The organism is Bradyrhizobium sp. SZCCHNS3052 (genome assembly GCF_032484495.1).
In the GTDB taxonomy this organism is placed as follows: domain Bacteria; phylum Pseudomonadota; class Alphaproteobacteria; order Rhizobiales; family Xanthobacteraceae; genus Bradyrhizobium.
In genome coordinates this window covers 35,679-56,990 of sequence record NZ_JAUETB010000018.1, presented here as the reverse complement: position 1 = coordinate 56,990, position 21,312 = coordinate 35,679, and the positions used below count along the sequence as shown (strand labels likewise).

Below are 21,312 nucleotides of genomic sequence, written 5' to 3'. Positions count from 1 at the left end.
CCGACAGAGCCGCGCCTCAGGAGGAAGACCATGGATGTGACCCGCCGGGACTCCGGCCATCTCATGCTGATCACGCCCGAGCGCGTCTTCTACGCCGGGCTGCTCGGCCGTCCGCGCCAGCGCTGCTCGGGCGCGTGCCATATCTACGTCGCGCTCACCGGCAGCCTGCGGCTGATTCCCGATGGCGGCGAGGAGCGTCGCGGCGAGCTGCTGGTCGTGCCGCCCAACAGGCCGCACACGATCGAGAGTGACTATCGGACCGTCATCGTCGTAACGATCGAGCCGGAGAGCGTGCCGATCGGCACCTTGGATCGCTTCGCGAGCAAGGTCACCCGCGAGGCGGAGGCCTATGCTGGCCGCATCCGCGCCGCCTATGAGGAGCTGGTGCAGCGGCCGCTGAGCGGCGACGTCACCAGCGCCGTGTTCGACCGGCTGTGCTTCGGCGAGGTGCTGCCGCAGCGGACGCTCGATCCCCGCGTGGTCAAGGCGATCGGCCTGATCAGCCGCTTCTCCGGCGAGCCGGCCACGGCCGAGAGCTGCGCCGCCGCCGTCGGGCTCTCGACGTCGCGCTTCCTGCATCTGTTCAAGGAGGAGACCGACATCTCCTTCCGCTCGTTCCGCGCCTGGAAGCGCGCGCGGCATCTGCTCAACTACGCCAACCAGGACCTCAACCTGGCGCATCTCGCGCAGGACATCGGTTATCCGGATTCCACGCATTTCAGCCACTCGATCCGCCGCTTCTACGGGCTGAAGCCGCGCGCGATCTTCTCCGGCTCGCGCGATCTCGCGATCTACCGCGCCGGCGAGGTCGCCTTGACCTGACCTTTCCTGGCTGCGTGCCGCGCGAGCGCGGCGCGCAGCGGAAACTTCGACAGTTCGAGCAGGATCAGCGTGGTCAGCGCGGCTGTCGCGGTCAGGGCGAGATCGTCGGCGTGCAGCGGTCCGAACCGGAACAGCGCCGCGGCGGCGGGCAGCGTCAGGCTGGTCGCGAGCACGGCGACGACGAAGCCGATCACCAGCAGCAGCATGCGGTTCGGCCGCAGCAGCGCCTCGCGCAGCGAGCTCGAGAACGAGCGGTTGACGAAGATCAGGCTGACGATCACCGACACCAGGGTGAAGAACACCAGCGCGCGGAGCTCGTCGTCCGGCATGCCGTTGCGGTGTGCCAGCAGCAGGACGCCGCCCGTGGTGAGCATCGCCAGGATGCCCTGCAGCGCCCCCCACAGCACCAGCGGCCGCGGCAGCAATGGCTCCTGCGGATCGCGCGGCGGCCGCCGCATGATGTCGCTTTCCTCGGTCTCGGCCTCGAACACCAGCGAACAGACGGGATCGATGATCATTTCGAGAAAGGCGATGTGCACGGGTCCGAGCAGCAGCGGCAGGCCCGTGACGAGCGGCAGCAGCGCCAGCCCGGCGATGGGAAAGTGCACGGCGAGGATGAAGCTCATCGCCTTGCGCAGATTGTCGTAGATGCGCCGGCCGAGCCGGATCGCCTTGACGATCGAGCCGAAATCATCGTCGAGCAGCACGATCGCCGAGGCCTCGCGCGCGACGTCGGTGCCGCGGCCGCCCATCGCGATGCCGATATGCGCGGCCTTGAGCGACGGCGCGTCGTTGACGCCGTCGCCGGTCATCGCGACGATCTCGCCACAGGCCTTGAGCGCGGTGACGATGCGCAGCTTCTGCTCCGGCATGATGCGCGCGAACGCCGTCGGCGCGCGCGCCGCAAGCGCCAGGGCGTCGTCGTCGAGATCGGCAAGCTCGGGGCCCGCGATGACGCGCTCGGGATCGATCCCGGCCTGCCGCGCAATGGCGGTGGCCGTCGCGGGATAGTCGCCGGTGATCATGATGACGCGGACGCCGGCGGAGCGGCACTCGGCGACGGCATCCTTCACCTCCGGACGCAGCGGGTCGGCGAAGCCGACGAGACCGCGGAACGAGAACGCGAAGTCCTGCTGTGTGTCGGGGAGCGCCTCGCCGCTCCAGCTCGCCTGGGCGACGCCGAGCACGCGCAGGCCCTCGGCGGCGAGCGTCTCGACGCGCGCCTGCAGCGCCGCCAGCTCGCCGCCATCGACGCCGCAGAGCGATGCGATCGCTTCCGGCGCGCCCTTGGCCGCAGCGACGCCGGCGCCGTCGCGCGACCAGACGTTGGTCATCGCCAGCAGGTCGGGGCGCAGACCGTAGCGCCGCTGCAACGTGGCGCCCGCGGTGGCGTCGGCGCCGAGCGCGTGCAGCGCCTGCTCCATCGGATCATGCGACTGCGGGTCGCAGGCGAGCACGGCGGTGGCGACGAGATCGCGGAAGGGCGGTGCGATGGCGTCCGGCGTCGCCGTCGCAGGCTGCAGCGCGCCGCCGTCCGGCAGCACCAGCCTGGCCACCATCATGCGGTTCTGCGTCAGCGTGCCGGTCTTGTCGGAGCACAGCACGGTGGCGGCGCCGAGCGATTCGATCGCCGAAGCGCGCCGCGTCAGCACCCGCGCCTGCGAGATGCGCCAGGCGCCCATCGCCAGAAACACCGTCAGCACCACCGGGAATTCCTCCGGGAGCATCGACATGCCCAGCGCGATGCCGGCGAGGATTCCCTCCAGCCAGCCGCCGCGGTACACCGCATAGAGCACGACCGTGACCGCAACCACGATGGCGCCGGCGATCGCGAACGCCAGCACCAGGCGCCGGGTCTGCTGCCGCAACCGCGGCGTCTCGGTCTCCAGGGCGGTCACCGACTGGCCGATCCTGCCGATCGCCGTGTGCGGCCCGGTCGCCATCACCTCGGCAATGCCGCCGCCGCGCACCACCAGGCTGCCGGAGAACACGAAGGGCTGGTCGTCGCCGCCGGCCACGGTTGCCGCGTCCATCGCTTCGCCGGCGGCCGGCCGCTTGCGCACCGGCACGGATTCGCCTGTCAGCAACGATTCATCTGTCAGCAGATCGTCGCATTGCCGCAGCACCGCATCGGCTGCGACGCGATCACCTTCCGCCAGCACGATGAGATCGCCGCGCACCACCTCGCGGCCGGCGATGCGGATGCGCTCGCCGTCGCGGATCACCAGGGCGCGCGGGCTTGACAGGTCGCGCAGCGATTCCAGCACGCGCTCGGTCCGCGCCTCCTGCACGATGGTGATGAAGACGGAGGCCGAGGCGAACACGCCGAGCAGCATCGCTTCCGCCGCGTCGCCCAGCGCGAGATAGATGCCGGCGCCGCCCAGCAGCAGGAGAAGCATCGGTTCCTTCAGAACGTCGGCGACGAGGCGCAGGATCGAGCGCGAGCCCGGTTGCGGCAGCTCGTTGAAGCCTTCCGTCCGCAGCCGGCGCGCTGCCTCCGCCGCGCTCAAGCCATTGGGAAACATCGGCGCAGGTTGTGGGTCGATCGACATTGCACGCCCGTGAGGAGAAGCAGGAACCGCTTAGCGCCGTTTCCGGCCGCGGACTTGATGCAAAGCAATATCCGGTTGCGCCGCATGTCACCAGCGAGTCAACGCAAGCAGATCCCGGCGTGCGGCCGTCATATACGGACCCTGTCAGCACAGCGCCGCCTGCGCGCAGCCCATCGAACGAGTGCCATGAGCGACAAAGCCGTCATCACCTGCGCGCTGAACGGCGTGCTCACCGATCCCAGGCAGCATCATGTGCCGGTCACGCCCGAGGAGATGGCGCGCGAGGCGCGGCGCGCCTATGACGCTGGTGCTGCGATCATGCACATTCATCTGCGCCAGCAGGCGCCGGGCAAGGGGCATCTGCCGTCCTGGGACGTCGACGTCTCCCGCGAGATTCAGCAGGCGATCCGGGAGGCCTGTCCCGGCGTGATCATCAATCACACCTCGGGCGTGTCCGGACCGAACTATCAAGGCGCGCTCGACTGCATCCGGCAGACCCGGCCGGAGATCGCGGCCTGCAATGCCGGCTCGCTGAACTATCTGAAGGTCAAGGCCGACAACAATTGGGCCTGGCCGCCGATGATGTTCGACAACTCGGTCGAGAAGATCCAGGACTATCTCGCCGCGATGAAGGACGCGCACACGATCCCGGAATTCGAATGCTTCGATGTCGGCATCGTCCGCTGCGTCGGCATGTATCGCCAGGCCGGCATGTATGACGGCCCGCTCGAATACAACTTCGTGATGGGCGTCGCCTCCGGCATGCCGGCCGATCCCGAGCTGCTGCCGATCCTGCTCAAGCTGAAGCTGCAGGAAGCGCACTGGCAAGTCACGGCGATTGGCCGGGCGGAGATCTGGCCGCTGCACCAGCGCTGCGCCGAGCTCGGCGGCCATCTCCGCACCGGGCTGGAAGACACGTTCTATCTCGCCGACGGCACCAAGGTGACCTCGAACGGCCAGCTGATCGAGGCCATCGCGGCGTGCGCGCGGCGCGCCGGCCGCGAGATCGCAAGCCCGGACGAGGCGCGGCAGATGTTCGGCACGGTGAACTGACGCAGGCAGACGCCGTCATTGCGAGCGCAGCGACGCAATCCAGAGTTCTGCATGACGCCCTGGATTGCTTCGTCGCCTTCGGCTCCTCGCAATGACGTGAATGGGGAGGGAACAGACCAATGACCAATCTCGACGCCACCGGCGGCGTGTCCGGTCCCGGCCGCATCGGCCGGGTTGCGATCGGCGACCTCCTGAAGCGCGCGGCGCGCCGCTTTCCCGAGCGGGTGGCGATCACCGATGGCGCCCGTCAGGTGACGTTCACCGAGCTCGAGCGCGATGCCAATCGGTTTGCGAACCATCTCGTCGCCAAGGGGCTGAAGCCGGGCGAGAAGATCTCGACCGTCTGCAACAACTCGATCGAGTTCGTCAAAGCGCTGTTCGGCATCCATCGCGCCGGTCTCGTCTGGGTGCCGATCAATACGATGCTCGGGCCCGCCGACATGGATTACATCCTCGGCCATGCCGAGGTGCGCTTCGCGCTCGTCGATGACAATCTGTTTGCGCAGCCGGAGCGGCGGGCGGCGCTGGAACAGCGCGGCGTCGAGCTGGTCGCCGTCGATCTCACCGGCACGGCGAGGACCGCGGGGCTCGCCAGCTTCACCGACCTCATCCAGGGGCATTCGGACGTCGAGCCCGAGATCGAGATCAACGATCGCGATCTCGCGATGATCATCTACACGTCGGGCACGACGTCGCGGCCGAAGGGCGCGATGCACTGTCACCTTGCCGTGGTGATGGCCGTCATGAGCAACTGCATCGAGATGCAGCTCTCGCGCGACGACGGCATCACCGGGCAGTTCCCGCTGTTCCACTGTGCCGGTCACGTGCTGCTGCTCAGCTATCTCTCGGTCGGCGGCCGCATGGCGCTGATGCGCGGCTTCGACCCGGTCGCCTGCATGGAGGCGATCGTACGCGATCGGCTGACCGTGTTCGTCGGTCTGCCGCTGATGTACCAAGCCATCCTCGATCATCCGCGGCGGAAGGAGTTCGATCTTTCGCATCTGCGCACCTGCCTCTACACCATGGCGCCGATGGGCCGGCCGCTGCTGGAGCGCGCGATCAAGGAGCTGTGTCCGAACTTCGCGCTGACGAGCGGTCAGACCGAGATGTATCCGGCGACGACGATGTCGCGGCCCGAGGTCCAGCTCGACCGCTTCGGCAACTACTGGGGCGAGTCGCTGTTCGTCAACGAGACCGCCATCATGGACGATGCCGGAAATCTGCTGCCGCCCGGCGAGATCGGCGAGCTGGTGCATCGCGGGCCCAACGTGATGTTGGGCTACTACAAGGATCCGAAATCGACCGAGGACGCCCGCAAGTTCGGCTGGCACCACACGGGCGACCTCGCGGTCATCGACAAGGGCGAGGTGCTGTTCCTCGATCGCAAGAAGGACATGATCAAGTCCGGCGGTGAGAACGTCGCCTCGGTCAAGATCGAGGAGACCCTGCTGGCGCATCCGGCGGTGCAGAATGCCGCCGTCGTCGGCCTGCCGCATCCGCAATGGGGCGAGGCCGTCTCGGCCTTCGTCAAGCTCAAGCCCGGCGCGCGGGCCAGCGAGACCGAGCTGCTCGAGCACTGCCGCAAGTCGCTTGGCGGCTTCCAGGTGCCGAAGCTGGTGCGGGTGCTCGAGGAGATGCCGATGACGGCCACCGGCAAGCTGCGCAAGGTCGAGCTGCGCCAGGCCTATGGCGAGCATTTCGCGAAGAGCGCGTGAGCCGTATCAACGACTTCCGCCGTCATTCCGGGATGGCCCGAAGGGCCAGGCCCGGAATCCATAACCACCATCGGGAGTATGGATTCCGGGCTCGCGCTCCGCGCGCCCCGGAATGACGGCCAAAAGAGAGAACCTCGTTCGTGGCAGTGATCGACAACACCATCTCTCCCGCCGGCGCGGCCTTCCAAGCCAACCGTGACGGCATGCTCGACCTGATCGCGCGGATGCGCGATCTCGAGGCGCGCACGCGCAATGCCTCGGCGGCGGCAAAGGAGCGCTTCCATCAGCGCGGCCAGTTGTTGCCGCGCGAGCGCGTCGCCTTGGTGCTCGATCCCGGCGCGCCGTTCCTGGAGCTATCGACGCTTGCCGGCTACATGTTCGATACGCCGGACCCGGCCAAGAGTGTGCCGGGCGGCGGCGTCGTCGCCGGCATCGGCTTCGTGTCCGGCGTGCGCTGCATGGTCTCGGCGAACGACGCCGGCATCGATGCTGGCGCGCTGCAGCCTTACGGCCTCGACAAGACCCTGCGCGTGCAGGAGCTGGCGCTGGAGAACAAGCTGCCCTACGTGCAACTGGTCGAGAGTGCCGGTGCCAACCTGCTGCGCTACCGCGTCGAGGATTTCGTCCGCGGCGGCAACATCTTTCGCAATCTGGCGCGGCTCTCGGCGGCGGGCCTTCCGGTCGTCACCGTGACGCATGGTTCGTCGACCGCGGGCGGCGCCTATCAGACCGGATTGTCCGACTACATCGTGATGGTGCGCGGACGCACCCGTGCCTTCCTCGCCGGGCCGCCGCTGTTGAGGGCCGCGACCGGCGAGATCGCCACCGAGGAGGAGCTCGGCGGCGCCGAGATGCACACCTCGATCTCCGGGCTCGGCGACTATCTCGCCGAGGACGATCGCGACGCGCTGCGCATCGCGCGCGAAATCATGGGCAAGCTCAACTGGGACCGGCCATCGCAGGAGTCGTCGCCGGTACAGCCGCCGCGCTACGATCAGGAGGAGCTGCTCGGCATCATGCCGCTCGACCACAAGCGCCCCGTCGACATGCGCCAGGTCATTGCGCGCATCGTCGACGACAGTGACTTCGTCGAGATGGCGCCGAACTACGGGCCTGCGACGGTGTGCGGCCATGCCCGCATCGAGGGCCAGGCGATCGGCATCGTCACCAACAATGGCCCGCTCGATCCGGCGGGCGCCAACAAGGCGACGCACTTCATCCAGGCCTGCTGCCAGACGCGCACACCGATCCTGTATCTCAACAACACCACCGGCTACATGGTCGGCCGCGCCTATGAGGAGGCCGGCATGATCAAACACGGCTCCAAGATGATCCAGGCGGTGACGTCGGCGACCGTGCCGCAGATCACGATCTATTGCGGGGCCTCGTTCGGGGCGGGCAATTACGGCATGTGCGGCCGCGGCTTCCACCCGCGCTTCTGCTTCTCCTGGCCCAACGCCAAGACCGCCGTGATGGGTGGTGAGCAGGCGGCGGAGACGATGGCGATCGTGACCGAAGCGGCCGCAGCGCGCCGCGGCAAGCCGGTGGAACGCGAGAAGCTCGACGCCATGAAGGCGCAGATCATCGGCGTGTTCGACAGCCAGATGGACGTGTTTGCGACTTCGGCGCGCGTGCTCGACGACGGCGTGATCGATCCGCGCGACACCCGCGCGGTGCTGTCGGAGGTGCTGGCGATCTGCCGCGAGGCGGAAGCGCGGCAGCCGCAGCGCATGCAGTTCTCGGTGTCCAGGCCATGAGCGGAGAGATGACGGGAATGCAACGCAGGCCGTTCCACAAGGTGCTGATCGCCAACCGCGGTGAGATCGGCTTGCGGGTCATGCGCACCGCGCGCCGGCTCGGCTACGGTGTGGTCGCAGTCTATTCCGATGCAGATTTTGAGGCGCCGCATGTCCGGCTCGCCGATCAGGCGGTCCGCATCGGCGCGCCGCCGCCGGCACAGTCCTATCTCAACATCGCAGCGATCATTGCCGCCGCAAAGGCGACGGGCGCGGATGCCGTGCATCCCGGTTATGGCTTCCTCGCCGAGAACGAGGATTTTGCGCAAGCGTGCAAGGAGGCCGGTCTGGTGTTCATCGGGCCATCGCCCGAGGCGATCAAGGCGATGGGCAACAAGGCCGGCGCCAAGGTGATCATGAGTTGCGCCGGTGTGCCCTGCGTACCCGGCTATCAGGGGGAGGACCAGGGCGACGACGCGATGCTGCGCGAGGCGCGCCGCATTGGTTTCCCGGTAATGATCAAGGCCGTCGCCGGTGGCGGCGGCCGCGGCATGCGGCTCGTGACAGACGCCGGCGCGTTCCCCGATTTGCTGCGCAGTGCGCGCTCCGAAGCGGCCGCCGCGTTCGGTGACGGCACCGTCATCCTGGAGAAGGCGATCGCCAATCCGCGCCACATCGAGATCCAGGTGTTCGGCGATCGGCACGGCAATGCCATCCATCTCGGCGAGCGCGACTGTTCGGTGCAGCGCCGGCACCAGAAGCTGATCGAGGAGGCGCCGTCGCCCGCGGTCGGGCCGGAGCTGCGCGTGCGCATGGGCGCCGTGGCGGTGCAGGCGGTGAAGGCGCTCGGATATGAGGGCGCCGGCACCCTGGAATTCCTGCTCGACGGCGACGGCCAATTCTACTTCATGGAGATGAACACGCGGCTGCAGGTCGAGCATCCCGTGACAGAGGCACTGACGGGACTCGATCTCGTCGAATGGCAATTGCGCATCGCCGCGGGCGAGCCCCTGCCGTTGCGCCAGGAGCAGATCAGCTTCTCGGGTCACGCGATCGAGGTGCGACTGTGCTCCGAGGATGCGGCGCACGACTTCATGCCGCAGTCCGGGCGGATGACGCTGTGGCAGATGCCCGGGACGATCCGGGTCGAGCATGCGCTGGAGTCCGGCGCGGAGATCCCGCCCCATTACGATTCGATGATCGCCAAGCTGATCAGCCATGCTGCGACTCGTGAGGAGGCGCGCGCAAGACTGATCGCCGGATTGGAGCAGGCCATTGCCTTGGGCGTCCCGACCAACCGGGCCTTCCTCATGTCCTGCCTGCGGCATCCGGCCTTCTCCGCGGGCAAGGCGACCACCGCATTCATCGCGGCGCATCGTGACGAGCTGCGTGCGCCGGCGGTCGAAGCGGCAGACCTCGCGCTGGGTGCGTTGCTGCTCTCCGTCAGCCATCCGCTCGCGCATCCCGTCCGCCGCGGCCGCTCGCTCGCGGCAGCCTTCGCGACGCCGCTCCGGTTTGAGATCGCCGGTGAGGTGGCCGAGTGCGAGCTGCTGCGCGAGCGTGACGGAATCTATCGCGTGACGCGTGGCGATGCAGAGCATCGCTTCGAGATCGTGTCGCTCACGGATGATGCGATCCGCGTTCGTCACGCCGAGATCGTCGAGAGCGCGCGCTTCGTCCGCGACAACGATCGGCTGTTCGTCCAGCATCGCGACCAGACGCTGGCGCTGCGCGACGTGACGTTGGCGAGGCCGCAATCCTCAGCCGCTGGCGGCGGTGATGGCAGGGTTCGCGCGGCGTTGAATGGTCGTGTGGTCGCGGTGCTGGTGAAGCCGGGCGACAGCGTGGCTGTGGGACAGCCGGTGGTGACGCTCGAGGCGATGAAGATGGAGCACGTCCACACCGCCGGCATCGCCGGAACGGTGACCGCGATCGAGGTCGCCGAGGGCGACCAGGTGACGACGGGGCGGATCGTGGCGGAGATTGCGGCCTGACCGTCGGGCAGGTGGGCGTGAGTTGCCTGCGTGCGTCCTTTCAGGGCGCGACGTCGATGTGGATGGCCGGGACAAGCCCGGCCATGACGACGTGGAAACAGACGGTCGAAAGACGGAGACCGCCACAAGCGATTGCGCTGGCAGTTGCGGGGAGAGGTCGGCTTGTCTCGAAGATGCAACCGCTGCAGCCACGTCACGCGGAAGCTCGTCTCCCGCTGCAACAGACTTCACTGATGCAATTGCCGCTTCAGTGCGGCTACCAGCCGCGACGTCTGGAACGGCTTCGACAGCAGCGGTGCCGTGGCGAATTCTTCCGGGCATTGATCGACGGAATAGCCGGTGACGGCGACGAAGGGCACGCCGGCCGCGACCAAAGCGCGCGCGATCGGCGCCGATGTTTCCTGCCCGAGATTGACGTCGAGCACGGCGAGATCGCAGTGATTCCGCTCCAGCAGATGGAGGGCTTTGTGCACGGTCGCCGCCACGCCGACGACCGTGAATCCGGCGGCTTCGAGCTCGACCGCGAGGTCGAAGCCGATCATGGGATCGTCCTCGACGATCAGGAGATGAGTCTTCTCACTGTCGCGCATGATGACGGTCGCGGCAGAGGCGTTGCAGGGGGCACCTCAGGTGCCAGCGTAGTCCGGTCGGCAGGAACTCGACCTCGACCGTTCCATCCAGGCCGGCGCGTACCAGATCGGAAATCACCCGGCTGCCGAAGCCGGTGTGCTCCGGCGGCGCGACCTCAGGTCCGCCGCTTTCGACCCACGTCATGTCGAAGCTGTCGTCGATGCGCGTCCAGCGGACCGCGATCCGTCCCTCGTCGTTCGACAGTGCGCCATATTTGGCGGCGTTGGTGGCGAGCTCGTGGACTGCCATGCCGATCGACTGCGCGGCCTCCGGCGTCAGCTCGATCGGCGGCCCGTCGATCGCGATGCGGTCGCCGATCAAGTCGCTGAACGCCCCGAGCTGCGAGCGGACCAGGCCGCCGAGTGGAATGAAACGCCAATCGTTCTGGATCAGGAGATCCTGATTGCTCGCGATCGCCTGCAGGCGCTCCAGAAAGCGGTTGAGGTCGAGCTGGCGGCCGTGACGGGTCATCTGCCGGGCGATCGCCTGCACCAGCGACAGCAGGTTTTTGCTGCGGTGGTTCACCTCGGCCAGCAAGGTGCGCAACTGCTCCCTTGTCTGGCGCTTGTCGGTGATGTCACGCACGATCTTGGAGGCGCCGATGATGCGGCCGCTGGAGTCCCGGACCGGCGATACCGTCACCGACACGTCGATGAGCGCCCCATCCTTGCGCAGGCGGATGGTCTCGAAATTGTCGATGATCGCGCCGGATAGGACGGTGGCGAGGATCCGGTCCTCCTCGGCCTGGCGCTCCTGCGGGATGATCGTGCGGATCGAGCGGTTGATCATCTCGCCTTCCGAGAAGCCGAAGATGCGTTCGGCGCTCTTGTTCCAGCTGGTGATCGTGCCGTCCAGCGTCTTGCTGACGACGCCGTCCGAGGACGAGGCGACGATGGCCGCGAGCATCGCCGCCGCACGCTCGGTCTTCTTCGACAGCGTGACATCGCGGATGACTTTGGAGATGCCGACAATCACGCCGGTGCTGCTGCGGATCGGCGAAAACGTGATGGAGACCTCGATCGGGCGTCCCTGCTTGGTCAGCCGGACGGTCTCGAAGCTCTCGATCGCTTCGCCCGCGTTGACCCTGGCGCGCAAGGCGCTCGCTTCTTCCGCCAGCTCGGGGGGGATGATCTCGGAGACGGATCTGCCGATCATTTCAGCCGCGGTGAACCCCAGCATCCGTTCGCTGGCCGCGTTCCAACTGCGGATGACGCCGTCGGCGGTGGTGCCGACAATGGCGTCGGCCGAGGACTCCACGATCGCCGCCAGATAGGCCGTATCGTCGTCGGTTACGCGTGGGGCGGGGGAGGCGCCGGGCATTCCGTGCACGTCGCAGGCTCCTTGCTAACAGGTCGGCAGAGAAGACGCCGTGCACCGGATTACCAACTTGTTTGTGTACAAATGCAAGGGCTATCTCGATCGCTGCTTGTTGTTGGTTTTTCCGGCAACGAGGACAGGACGATTTGCCGTCAGCAGACCCCCTTGGGGCCGTGCGACGTGCTCCAGCTCACGACGGCGAACACGGAGAACGCAGGCATGGGCGTTTTGTTCCAGGAGATCCTGCTAAATTGCCGCCGAACGTTCGGCGCCAGGGGTCCGCTTGCATCCGGACGCCGCCGACCGGGGGGGCGGCTCAACCCATTGGCGAATGTCGCATCAACTACTTCCTCAGGCTGAGGATGTAGCCTGCCAGGTCGGCCGCATCATTCGCACTGAGCGGATTGTTGGCCATCGTCGCGTGGGGAAGCAGGAGGAACTTGGCCAGCATCTCCTTCGTCACGTCATCCCTGGCCGCGATGGCGACGAACGGCCGGGCGCGCCGGAACTTGGTCGGCTCTGTGGCCACGGCGTGGCAGGCGGCGCACCAGCGCTCGGCGAGCTGGCGGCCGTGATCGAGATCCTCGGCGGCCGCCGGGGCGGACAGCAGGACCGGCAGCAGCAGCGATGGTACGGAGGCACGTCGCACGCCCGGCTCTCCTCACAGCGGCTGGTCGTCGTCGGTCGACGGCTGGTCCTGCAGCGAGACGATGTCACCGCCGCCGAACTCGTCCTCTGGCGGCGGATAGACCCACATGTGGTCGCGCACGTTCCTGACGCTCTGGACGCTCTTGGCCGCCACGATCGCCGTGGCCCGCTCCTTCTCGCTGCGCACCGCGCCCGTGAGATGCGCGATACCGTTGCGGACGACGACGTTGAAGCGGCAATGCTTGCAGGCGGCCTGGTCGAGTGAATCGAGGATGGCGTTGCGGATCCCGTCATCGTCAGGGGTGGGGCCTGGAACGGCAGTGGCGAGGTCGGCCACGGTTTGCAGGAAATCCGTATGGGTCACCACGCCGGCCAGCCGGTCGCCACTCATCACAGGGAGACGCTTGATGTTGCGCTTCTCCATGATCTCGGCGATCTCCGCCAGGCTGGCATCGACGCTGACCGTGACCGGAGGCTGGCTCATGATGTCGCCAACCGTACGGCCGTGGGAATGGACGAAGTCGGCGCCGATGCGGCCGCGGCCGACCAGGAGGTCGAGCCAGCGGCCTTGCCTGCGTTCGGTGCCGAGCTCGGCGCGGCGCAGGAAATCACCGTCCGTGACCATGCCGACGAGCGTGCCGGACGCGTCGACCACAGGCAGCCCGCCGATGTGGTTGCGCAGCATGATCCGCGCTGCCTCGGCCACCGGGGTTCCGGGCGTCACCGCGATCACGGATCTGGTCATGATTTGATGAGCGCGCATGTCGTCGTCTCGTGCTGCGATCGCAATTGGCGGAGAATAGCTGCGCGGCACCGCGCGCGCTTGACCAGGATCAATCCGAGGTCGTGCCGCCCTATACGATCCTTGACGTCTTGTTGCCCCAATAGCGGTCGCGCAGCAGGCGCTTGTAGAGCTTGCCGGTCGGCAGCCGCGGCAGCTCCTTCTCGAAATCGATCGAGCGCGGCACCTTCTGCCGCGACAGCGACTGCCGGCAGAACGCGATCAGCTCCTCTTCCAGCTCGGGCCCGGGCATGATGCCCGACATCGGCTGGACCACCGCCTTCACCTCCTCGCCGAGATCGGGGTTGGGCACGCCGAACACGGCGGCATCGGCGACCTTCGGATGCGTGATCAGCAGGTTCTCGCATTCCTGCGGATAGATGTTCACGCCGCCGGAGATGATCATGAAGGTGGCGCGGTCGGTGAGATAGAGATAGCCGTCGGCATCGACATAGCCGACGTCGCCCACGGTGCTCATGCTGCCGTCGGCCGAACGGGCCTCCTTGGTGCGCTCGGGGTCGTTGAAGTACTCGAACGGCGATCCCGTCTTGAACCACACCGTGCCGGCCGTTCCTGTCGGGCACGGCTGCATGGTCTCATCGAGAATGTGCAGGTCGCCGAACAGCACCTTGCCGACGGTGCCGCGATGCGCGAGCCATTCCGCGCTGTCGCAGGCGGTGAAGCCGAGGCCTTCGGTGGCGCCGTAATATTCGTGGATGATCGGCCCCCACCATCTGATCATGTCCTCCTTGACCTGTGCCGGGCAGGGCGCGGCGGCATGGATCGCGACCTCGAGCGAGGAGAGATCATAGCGCGTGCGGATCTCTTCCGGCAGTTTCAACATGCGCGAGAACATCGTCGGCACCAATTGCGTATGCGTGATGCCCCATTGCTCGACCAGTTGCAGGTAGCGCTCGGGGTCGAACGTCTCCATGATGATGGCGGTGCCGCCGACGCGGATGGTGAGGTTGACCGCGGCCTGCGGCGCGGAGTGATAGAGCGGCGCCGGCGACAGGTAGATCATGCCTTCGCGGTAGCGCCACAGCCTTTCCAGGAAGTCGAAGATCGGAAGCTGCTGAACCGGCGGCTGCTCGGGCAGCGGCCGCAGGATGCCCTTCGGCCGGCCCGTGGTGCCGGAGGAGTACAGCATCGCGGTGCCGACGCATTCGTCGGCGATCGGCGTCGCCGGCAGGCCGGCCGTGGCCTCGGCGAGGCCGACGATCCGCTCGCTCTCGCCAAGTTCGTCCCGTCGGCCATCGGCGACGATGCAGAGCTCGATGTCGGGCGCCTCCTTCAGCGCCTCGCGCGCGACGTCGAGCTTGGCGAGGGAGGTGATCAGAAGCCGCGACCGGCTGTTATTGAGGATGTAGGCCAGCTCGCCAGGCGTGAGATAGGAGTTCACGCAGGTGAAATACAGCCCGGAGCGCTCGCCGGCGCCGCACGCCTCCAGATAGCGGCTGTTGTTCTCCATGAAGATCGAATAGTGGTCGAGCCGCTTCAGGCCGCGTTGGCGGAACAGATGCGCCAGCCGGTTGCTGCGCGCCTCCAACTCGCGATAGGTCACCGCCTCGCCGGTCGAGGCCATGATGAAGGCGGGCTGCAATGGGCGCAGCCGGGCGTGCTTGCCGGTGTACATGTGTCCTCCTGCCGATGCGCGCAGCTCGCCGCGGCGCGGCGCGCAGGCGGGAGGCGCCTGCCGCGGCACCTCGGCATGGCGACGCGATGCAGACGGTGCTGCCTCACGCGTCCAGGCGGTTTCCTTCCCTGCGCACCATCCCGGCGGGACGGCTCGTTGTTTGGACGCGAATGTAGCGGAGGAGCCTGCGTCTCTCAACATGGCTGTCAGCCGATTGACTGAGGCGGGAAGGGATGGGCGTGGCCGGGGTTCTGGCATAACATGAGCGCGCATTCCAACGAATGACATCTCAAGACCAAGAAATGCGGGGAGAGACCATATGAAATCGGGTTTGCTGGCTTTTGCGGCCGTCGGTGCGCTGCTGGCGGCGGCGCCGGCGTCGGCGCAGGTCAAGATCGGCATCCTCAACGACCAGTCCGGCGTCTATGCCGACTACGGCGGCAAATATTCCGTCGAAGCGGCCAAGATGGCGATCGAGGATTTCGGCGGCGAGGTGCTGGGGCAGAAGGTCGAGCTGGTCACCGCCGACCATCAGAACAAGCCCGATCTCGCCTCGTCGATCGCGCGGCGCTGGTACGACACCGAGGGTGTCGACATGATCACAGAGCTGACGACCTCCTCGGTCGCGCTGGCGATCCAGGATCTGTCGAAGGAGAAGAAGAAGATCGACATCGTCGTCGGTGCCGCGACCTCGCGCATATCGGGCGATGCCTGCACGCCCTACGGCTTCCACTGGGCCTATGACACCCGCGCGCTCGCGGTCGGCACCGGCGGCGCGCTGGTCGAATCCGGCGGCGATACCTGGTTCTTCATGACCGCCGACTACGCCTTCGGCTATGCGCTGGAGAAGGACACCAGCGACATCGTGACGTCGAAGGGCGGCAAGGTGCTGGGCTCGGTGCGCATCCCGCTCAACTCGTCGGACTTCTCCTCCTTCCTGCTGCAGGCGCAGAGCTCGAAGGCCAAGATCATCGGGCTTGCCAATGCCGGCCTCGACACCACCAACTCGATCAAGCAGGCGGCCGAGTTCGGCATCGTCAAGGGCGGGCAGAAGCTCGCCGGCCTGCTGATGACCCTGTCCGAGGTGCATGGTCTCGGGTTGGAGGCGGCGCAGGGCCTGATCCTCACCGAAGGCTTCTACTGGGATCGCGACGACAAGTCCCGCGCCTTCAGCGAGCGCTTCATGAAGCGCACCGGCCGGATGCCGAGCATGATCCACGCCGGCACCTATTCCGCGACATTGTCCTATCTGAAGGCGGTGAAGGCCGCCGGAACCAAGGACGCCGACGCGGTGGCTGCGAAGCTGAAGGAGCTGCCGGTCGACGACGCCTTCGCGCAGGGCAAGGTGCTCGCCAACGGTCGCATGGTCCACGACATGTACCTGTTCGAGGTCAAGAAGCCGTCGGAATCGAAGAAGCCGTGGGACTACTACAAGCAGCTCGCCACGGTGCCCGGCGACAAGGCGTTCTTCACCGCCAAGGAGAGCGGCTGTCCGCTGACGAAGTGATCGTCACACTATCGCCGTCGTCGCGGCGAAAGCCGGGGCGACGGCGATGGGTGCAGCAATCAGCCGTGCAGCATCCGCCACAGGATGGCGATCAGCGCGCCGGCGAGGAGTACGGATGCGGCGAGCGCCTGCACGCCGAAACCGGGGCCGCGCTTCTCCGCGGCCTTCGCATAGGACACCATGTATATCGCGCGGCCCGCGATCCAGACGAGGCCGATCAGGGCCGCGATCGGGTCGCTGACATAGATCGCGAACAGCCACAGCGCCGGCAGGAAGATCGGCATCCATTCCAGCGTGTTCACCTGCACGCGATAAGTGCGCTCGAAATCGAGATTGCCGGTGACGGCCGGCGCCTTGACGCCGAACCTGGCGCGCGCTTGCGCGACGCGGACCCCCATGTAGAAATACAGCATGAGCGCGAGCACGGTGACGAGTGCGGTGAAGTGATACATGCGCGGTTCCCCCTGATGACGGCTTGTTAATATCCCGTCAGCTCGAGATAGCCCACCCCGGTGTGGCTGCCCTTGAAGCTGATCGGTCCCTCCCAATATGGCACGCGGGTGCCCATCCAGGCCCTGGGGTTGAGCGGCGTCGAGTCGATGGCGATGCCGAGCGCTGATATCTCGACGCGCCAGCCGACCGGCAGCCTGCGCTCACCGATCGCAACGATATCCTTTGGCGTCATCACGATGCCCCCGGGGCCGAGCGCGCGCGAGACGCCGTCGGCCGTGATCCAGGTGCCGGACGTGTAGTCGCCATTGCCCTGCCGCATCCGGTACAGCATCAGCTTCTCGCCGCCGGAAAAATGCAGCGCGAACCAGTCCCAGCCGCTCTGGTCGGCGGCTAGCGGCTGGCTGCTCCATTCGCGGTCGAGCCAGGCCACGCCTGTCACCTCGACCGGCGTGTCGTCGAAATTGATCTGGCCGCGGGCGCGGTAGAACGGCTGGCTGTAATAGTAAGACGCCTGGCCGCGCTCGGATTTGCGGCTGTAGCCGCCGATGCCCTGCAGCACCGCCGGACGGTCCGCCTCCAGATGCAGCGCGTAGGAGAAGTCCGGCCCGGCGGCGGTCATGTCGAGCGGCGCCAGCGATCGATCGTCGGTCGCGGCGGTGCCGCTCAGCTGCCAGTCGTCGATCCAGGCCTGGAACGGCTTGGCCTCGACGCCGGCCTGGCCGACGCCGCCGCGCGCGAATTTCTCGGTGGAGCGATGGATGTCCGCGCGCGTCACCGCGGCATGCGCCATCCAGAGCTGCTGATTGTCGAACCCCTCGGCTTGCGGTCCGGGCCGCGCCGCCGAGCGGAACAGCGTCCATTGCAGGCCATAGGCCTTGCCGCTGCTATCGCTGAGGTTTGCGGTGACGTACCACCACTCGATGCGGAAATCGTCGTGCGGCCCGTGATCCGCAGGGAAGCCGAACGCTCGTCCGGGCGTCACCGGTGCAAAGCCGTCGGCGCTGTCGCTCAGGCCCGCAAAGCCCTGTGCATGTGCGAGGCGCGGCAGGGCCAGCAGGCCGAGCCCGCCGATCAGGCCGCGCCGCGTGATCGTCGTTCTAGCGCTCAATGGTGAAGGTCCTGACCAGATCGGCCGGCTGCATCCGGGCCAGCCGCAGCACCGGCAGCAGCGAGGCGATCACCGCCGCGACCAGCGTGACGACCAGCAGCCGGATGAGCTGCAGCGGGAACACGTCGAACGGCAGCCGCCAGCCGAACGCTTTGACATTGACGACCGCGATCAGGCACCACGCCACGACGAGCCCGAGCGGCAGCGCGAGCAGCGCGGTCAGGCCGGCGAGCGACAGCGTCTTCAACAGCTCGACTTCGGCGAGCCGCCGTCGCGTCAGCCCGATGGCCCATAAGGGTGCGAGCTGCGGCAGCCGCGAGTTCGCCAAGGTCAGCAGGCTGGTCAGCAGCGCGATCGCGGCGACGCCCAGCGTGAAGGTGTTGAGCGCGCCGGTGACCGCGAAAGTGCGGTTGAAGATCTGCTTCGACTCCTGCTTCACGGTGGCCTGGTCGATGACGTTGCGGCCGTCCAGGCCGAATTTGTCGGTCAGCGCGCTGATCAGTCCCGGCACGTCGGCCGGCGCTACGCGCACGGCCATGCGCGTGATGGGCGTCGCCGGGAAGCGGCGCGTCAGCGCGGCGACGTTGACCGTGACCTGGCCCTTGGGATTGCCGTAGTCGGCATAGATGCCGGCGATCGTGATGCGCCAGTCGCCGCCGGATGCGGGGAGGTCGATGCTGTCACCGACAGACAGATGGAGCCGGCGCGCCAACTGCTCGCTGACGAAGCCGGCGTCGCCGCGCACCAGCTGCTTCCAGGCGCTGTCGCCGGCCTGCAGCAGCGGCCAATGGTCGCGATAGGTGTCGTGATCGGGCAGGCCGAGAATGTCGATCGGCGCGCCCGCCAACTGCGTTTCGGCGCGTCCGCCCGGCAGCACGGCCTGGACATCGGGCCGCGCGCGCAGCCAGGTCTGGATGTCGCGCGCCTGCGCTTCATCCGCGGCGCTGACGTAGACGTCGGCGGCGAGCCGGCCATCGAGCCAGACCAGGAAGGTGCGGCTGAAGGTCTCGACCATCGTGGCGACGCCGACATTGACGGCGAGCGCGAGCAGCAGCGCCATCAGCGCCAGCGACAGGCCCGAGATCTGCTGGCGGCTGTCGGCCCAGAACCATTGCGCCAGCGCCGCGCGCGCGCCGCGCTCGCCGAGCCGCAGCACCAGCTCCAGGATCGCGGGCAGCAGCAGCGCCGCGCCGAGCATCATCGCCGCGAGCACGCCGAAGCCAGCCAGCAGCGACTGCCCGAGCCACAGCAGCAGGCCGGCGGCGACGAAGAAGGCGAGCGCGACCGCGCTCTGCAAGCGCAGCCAGCGCCGCTGCGCCTCCTGCCACGCATAGGGCTGCGCGGTGGAGAGGATCGGCAGCCGCATCGATTTGATCAGGCTGGTCGTCGCGGCTGCGAGCGCGCCGGCGATGCTGATGACGAGGCCCGCAAACCACCATTCCGGCTGCAGGCTGAGCTCGCCCGGCACCTGCGCGCCATACAGCCCGCGCAGCGATGCCGCCACGTTCGGCAGCAGCGCGGCGGCGATGACGTAGCCGCACACCAGCCCGACGAGCCCCGCCACCAAGGCAAAGGCGATGAGCTCGCCGATCAGCACGCCGTTGAGCTGGCGCGCCGACACGCCGCAGGCGCGCAAGGTGCGCAGCACCGGCAGGCGCTGCTCGAAGGCGAGGCCGATGGCGGAATTGACGATGAACAGGCCGACGACGAAGGACAGCAGGCCGAAGGCGGTGAGGTTGAGGTGGAAGCTGTCGGTCAGTCGCTCCAGGTCGGTCTCGGCCTCCGGCTGCACGAGCTGTAGCCGGCCGCCCGCGAACGACTGCAACGGCGGTCGTTGGACCGACGTCTTGCCGACCAGCAGCCGCGAAATCTGGCCGGGCCTGTCGAGAAGCCGCTGCGCGTCGCTGATATCGACCACGAGCACGCCGGGCGCGAGCTGCTGCTGCGCCATCAAGGGTGGCAGCAGGGCGTCGTTGCTGAGCCGCGGCGCCGTGCCGTCTTTCAGTCCGAGATCGGCCAGCGTCTCCGGCGAGATCAGCGTGCGATGTGGCGGTGTGAGAAAGGCCTCGAGCTCGCTGCGCCCGACCATCGGCGCATTGCCGACCTCCCGGGGGATGCTGAACGGCTCGATGCCGAGCAGCCGCACCGAGTGGCCGTCGATCTGCACGCGGCCTTCGAGCACCGGCGACACCGGCCAGCCGGCGCGGCGCAATTCCGCGAACACGCTCTGCGGCAGCATCTTGCCGTCGGTCGCGACCAGCATCGGCGTGCGCGCGCCGCCGAAGATCGCCGCGGCGCGATCATAGGAGCTGCGCGCCTGCTGGTTCAGCGCCTGCACGCCGCTCCACAGCGCGGTCGCCGAGATCAGCCCGATCAGCAAGGTCGCGAGCTGCATCGGATGCCGGCGCCAGTGGCTGAGCAGCACGGCGAGAATCCACAGCGCGCGCCTCATGCGATGCGCCCGCCATGCAGGTGGACGCGGCGGTCGAGCATCGCCGCGAGCCGCGCGCTGTGCGTCACCATCAGGAAGCCGCAGCCGGTGCGCGCGACGAGGTCGCGCGTCAGCGCCATCACCTCGTCGGCGGTGTCCTCGTCGAGATTGCCGGTCGGCTCGTCCGCGAGCAGCAGGGCCGGCTTGACCGCCAGCGCGCGGCCGATCGCGACGCGCTGCTGCTGTCCGCCCGACAGTTGCTCCGGATAGCGCTTGAGCAGCGACTTCAGCCCGAGCCGCTCGACGAGCTCGGTGTGCCACGCCGGATCATGCCGACCGGCCAGCCGCGCCTGGAAACTGAGATTGTCCTGAACCGACAGGCTCGGCACCAGATTGAACTGCTGGAACACGAGGCCGAGCCGCTCGCGCCGGACCGCCGCGCGTGCCGAATCGTCGAGCGCCCCGACCGAAACGCCGTCGAGCAGGATGTCGCCGCCGTCGGCGGCATCGAGCCCGGCGATGAGATGCAGCAGCGTGCTCTTGCCGGAGCCGGATTCACCGGTCAGCGCGACGCGCTCGCCGGAGGAGACGTCGAGGTCGACGCCACGCAGGACGTGGATCGGCTCGCCGCCGGATCGATAGGACTTGGTGAGATGACGGACGCTGAGCACGAGCATGATCGGGGTTGTTGCGTCACAACATAACAAGGGCCAGCGCGAACATCACGCGCTCGTTCTTCATGACGCCCCTGATGTGATGCCGGCCGCGCGCAATCAGGTTGCGAGGGTATCGCGATGCAGCCCAAGAGGGCGGATTCCCGCGTTGCAGCAATAACTTAGCGCGCCAGCCGGTTGCCTGCGAAGCCGCTTCGTGGGTAGCATCGTCAAAACGCCCGGACGACAGGGGCGGATCATGACAGAATGGGGAAG

Annotated in this window: 16 protein-coding genes; 6 read left to right on the top strand and 10 right to left on the bottom strand. The window is 67.5% G+C overall.

What is annotated here, in order from left to right; genetic code table 11:
* Positions 1-30: 30 nt before the first annotated feature.
* Positions 31-822: a helix-turn-helix domain-containing protein gene (locus tag QX073_RS32620; protein ID WP_315827916.1), complete on the top strand. Its 792-nt coding sequence runs from the start codon at positions 31-33 to the stop codon at positions 820-822.
* Here the strand turns inward: QX073_RS32620 and QX073_RS32615 are convergent.
* Positions 792-3,374: a cation-translocating P-type ATPase gene (locus QX073_RS32615; RefSeq protein ID WP_316226989.1), complete on the bottom strand. Its 2,583-nt coding sequence runs from the start codon at positions 3,372-3,374 to the stop codon at positions 792-794. The two genes, QX073_RS32620 and QX073_RS32615, sit on opposite strands and share 31 nt — an antisense overlap.
* Before the next feature lie 186 nt (positions 3,375-3,560).
* Here QX073_RS32615 and QX073_RS32610 point away from each other — a divergent pair, with 186 nt between their 5' ends.
* The 4 genes from QX073_RS32610 to QX073_RS32595 all read left to right on the top strand — a co-directional run bounded on the left by QX073_RS32610 (position 3,561) and on the right by QX073_RS32595 (position 9,872).
* Positions 3,561-4,427, top strand: a complete 867-nt coding sequence (locus tag QX073_RS32610) for a 3-keto-5-aminohexanoate cleavage protein (protein WP_316195105.1) — start codon at positions 3,561-3,563, stop codon at positions 4,425-4,427.
* Positions 4,428-4,546: 119 nt separating this feature from the next.
* Positions 4,547-6,142 carry an AMP-binding protein gene (locus QX073_RS32605; protein WP_316165650.1) on the top strand — a complete coding sequence of 532 codons (1,596 nt, stop codon included), beginning with the start codon at positions 4,547-4,549 and terminating at the stop codon, positions 6,140-6,142.
* A 140-nt stretch (positions 6,143-6,282) separates the two neighbouring features.
* Complete coding sequence (locus QX073_RS32600; protein ID WP_316185575.1) at positions 6,283-7,899, top strand: acyl-CoA carboxylase subunit beta; 1,617 nt, start codon at positions 6,283-6,285, stop codon at positions 7,897-7,899.
* Between the two features lie 17 nt (positions 7,900-7,916).
* Positions 7,917-9,872, top strand: coding sequence for an acetyl-CoA carboxylase biotin carboxylase subunit (locus tag QX073_RS32595; protein ID WP_316227007.1), 1,956 nt, complete (start codon positions 7,917-7,919; stop codon positions 9,870-9,872).
* 227 nt (positions 9,873-10,099) lie between these two features.
* On the opposite strand, the gene QX073_RS32590 is transcribed toward QX073_RS32595, so the two are convergent.
* The 5 genes from QX073_RS32590 to QX073_RS32570 all read right to left on the bottom strand — a co-directional run bounded on the left by QX073_RS32590 (position 10,100) and on the right by QX073_RS32570 (position 14,884).
* Positions 10,100-10,462 (bottom strand): response regulator, encoded by a 363-nt coding sequence (locus tag QX073_RS32590; RefSeq protein ID WP_315717065.1) that lies wholly within the window; start codon positions 10,460-10,462, stop codon positions 10,100-10,102.
* Positions 10,449-11,831, bottom strand: coding sequence for a PAS domain S-box protein (locus tag QX073_RS32585; protein ID WP_316165647.1), 1,383 nt, complete (start codon positions 11,829-11,831; stop codon positions 10,449-10,451). Before QX073_RS32585 ends, QX073_RS32590 begins: the two co-directional genes overlap by 14 nt.
* Positions 11,832-12,162: 331 nt before the next feature.
* A complete protein-coding gene (locus QX073_RS32580) occupies positions 12,163-12,468 on the bottom strand; it encodes a cytochrome c (protein WP_316226988.1) in 306 nt (101 codons plus the stop codon).
* 12 nt (positions 12,469-12,480) lie between these two features.
* On the bottom strand, positions 12,481-13,230 hold the full coding sequence (locus QX073_RS32575) for a CBS domain-containing protein (RefSeq protein WP_316226987.1): 750 nt from the start codon (positions 13,228-13,230) through the stop codon (positions 12,481-12,483).
* A gap of 91 nt (positions 13,231-13,321) precedes the next feature.
* Positions 13,322-14,884, bottom strand: a complete 1,563-nt coding sequence (locus QX073_RS32570) for an AMP-binding protein (protein ID WP_315717069.1) — start codon at positions 14,882-14,884, stop codon at positions 13,322-13,324.
* A 319-nt stretch (positions 14,885-15,203) separates the two neighbouring features.
* Here QX073_RS32570 and QX073_RS32565 point away from each other — a divergent pair, with 319 nt between their 5' ends.
* Positions 15,204-16,391, top strand: a complete 1,188-nt coding sequence (locus QX073_RS32565) for an ABC transporter substrate-binding protein (RefSeq protein WP_316226986.1) — start codon at positions 15,204-15,206, stop codon at positions 16,389-16,391.
* Between the two features lie 59 nt (positions 16,392-16,450).
* Here QX073_RS32565 and QX073_RS32560 read toward each other — a convergent pair whose 3' ends face one another.
* Genes QX073_RS32560 through QX073_RS32545 form a run of 4 tightly spaced genes read right to left on the bottom strand, consistent with a single transcriptional unit; the run spans position 16,451 to position 21,060 of the window.
* Positions 16,451-16,843 (bottom strand): MAPEG family protein, encoded by a 393-nt coding sequence (locus QX073_RS32560; RefSeq protein WP_316226985.1) that lies wholly within the window; start codon positions 16,841-16,843, stop codon positions 16,451-16,453.
* 26 nt (positions 16,844-16,869) lie between these two features.
* Positions 16,870-17,952, bottom strand: coding sequence for a lipocalin-like domain-containing protein (locus QX073_RS32555; protein WP_316226984.1), 1,083 nt, complete (start codon positions 17,950-17,952; stop codon positions 16,870-16,872).
* Positions 17,942-20,404 (bottom strand): ABC transporter permease, encoded by a 2,463-nt coding sequence (locus QX073_RS32550; protein WP_316226983.1) that lies wholly within the window; start codon positions 20,402-20,404, stop codon positions 17,942-17,944. The genes QX073_RS32555 and QX073_RS32550 overlap by 11 nt, the downstream gene beginning before the upstream one ends.
* Positions 20,401-21,060, bottom strand: coding sequence for an ABC transporter ATP-binding protein (locus QX073_RS32545; RefSeq protein ID WP_315717075.1), 660 nt, complete (start codon positions 21,058-21,060; stop codon positions 20,401-20,403). The genes QX073_RS32550 and QX073_RS32545 overlap by 4 nt, the downstream gene beginning before the upstream one ends.
* Positions 21,061-21,312 lie beyond the last annotated feature (252 nt).

Excerpts from the sequence above, each read along its gene's own strand:
- QX073_RS32620 (WP_315827916.1), top strand. The coding sequence starts at position 31 with ATGGATGTGACCCGCCGGGACTCCGGCCATCTCATGCTGATCACGCCC.
- QX073_RS32615 (WP_316226989.1), bottom strand. The coding sequence starts at position 3,374 with ATGTCGATCGACCCACAACCTGCGCCGATGTTTCCCAATGGCTTGAGC.
- QX073_RS32610 (WP_316195105.1), top strand. The coding sequence starts at position 3,561 with ATGAGCGACAAAGCCGTCATCACCTGCGCGCTGAACGGCGTGCTCACC.
- QX073_RS32605 (WP_316165650.1), top strand. The coding sequence starts at position 4,547 with ATGACCAATCTCGACGCCACCGGCGGCGTGTCCGGTCCCGGCCGCATC.
- QX073_RS32595 (WP_316227007.1), top strand. The coding sequence starts at position 7,917 with ATGCAACGCAGGCCGTTCCACAAGGTGCTGATCGCCAACCGCGGTGAG.
- QX073_RS32590 (WP_315717065.1), bottom strand. The coding sequence starts at position 10,462 with ATGCGCGACAGTGAGAAGACTCATCTCCTGATCGTCGAGGACGATCCC.
- QX073_RS32575 (WP_316226987.1), bottom strand. The coding sequence starts at position 13,230 with ATGCGCGCTCATCAAATCATGACCAGATCCGTGATCGCGGTGACGCCC.
- QX073_RS32570 (WP_315717069.1), bottom strand. The coding sequence starts at position 14,884 with ATGTACACCGGCAAGCACGCCCGGCTGCGCCCATTGCAGCCCGCCTTC.
- QX073_RS32565 (WP_316226986.1), top strand. The coding sequence starts at position 15,204 with ATGAAATCGGGTTTGCTGGCTTTTGCGGCCGTCGGTGCGCTGCTGGCG.
- QX073_RS32560 (WP_316226985.1), bottom strand. The coding sequence starts at position 16,843 with ATGTATCACTTCACCGCACTCGTCACCGTGCTCGCGCTCATGCTGTAT.
- QX073_RS32550 (WP_316226983.1), bottom strand. The coding sequence starts at position 20,404 with ATGAGGCGCGCGCTGTGGATTCTCGCCGTGCTGCTCAGCCACTGGCGC.
- QX073_RS32545 (WP_315717075.1), bottom strand. The coding sequence starts at position 21,060 with ATGCTCGTGCTCAGCGTCCGTCATCTCACCAAGTCCTATCGATCCGGC.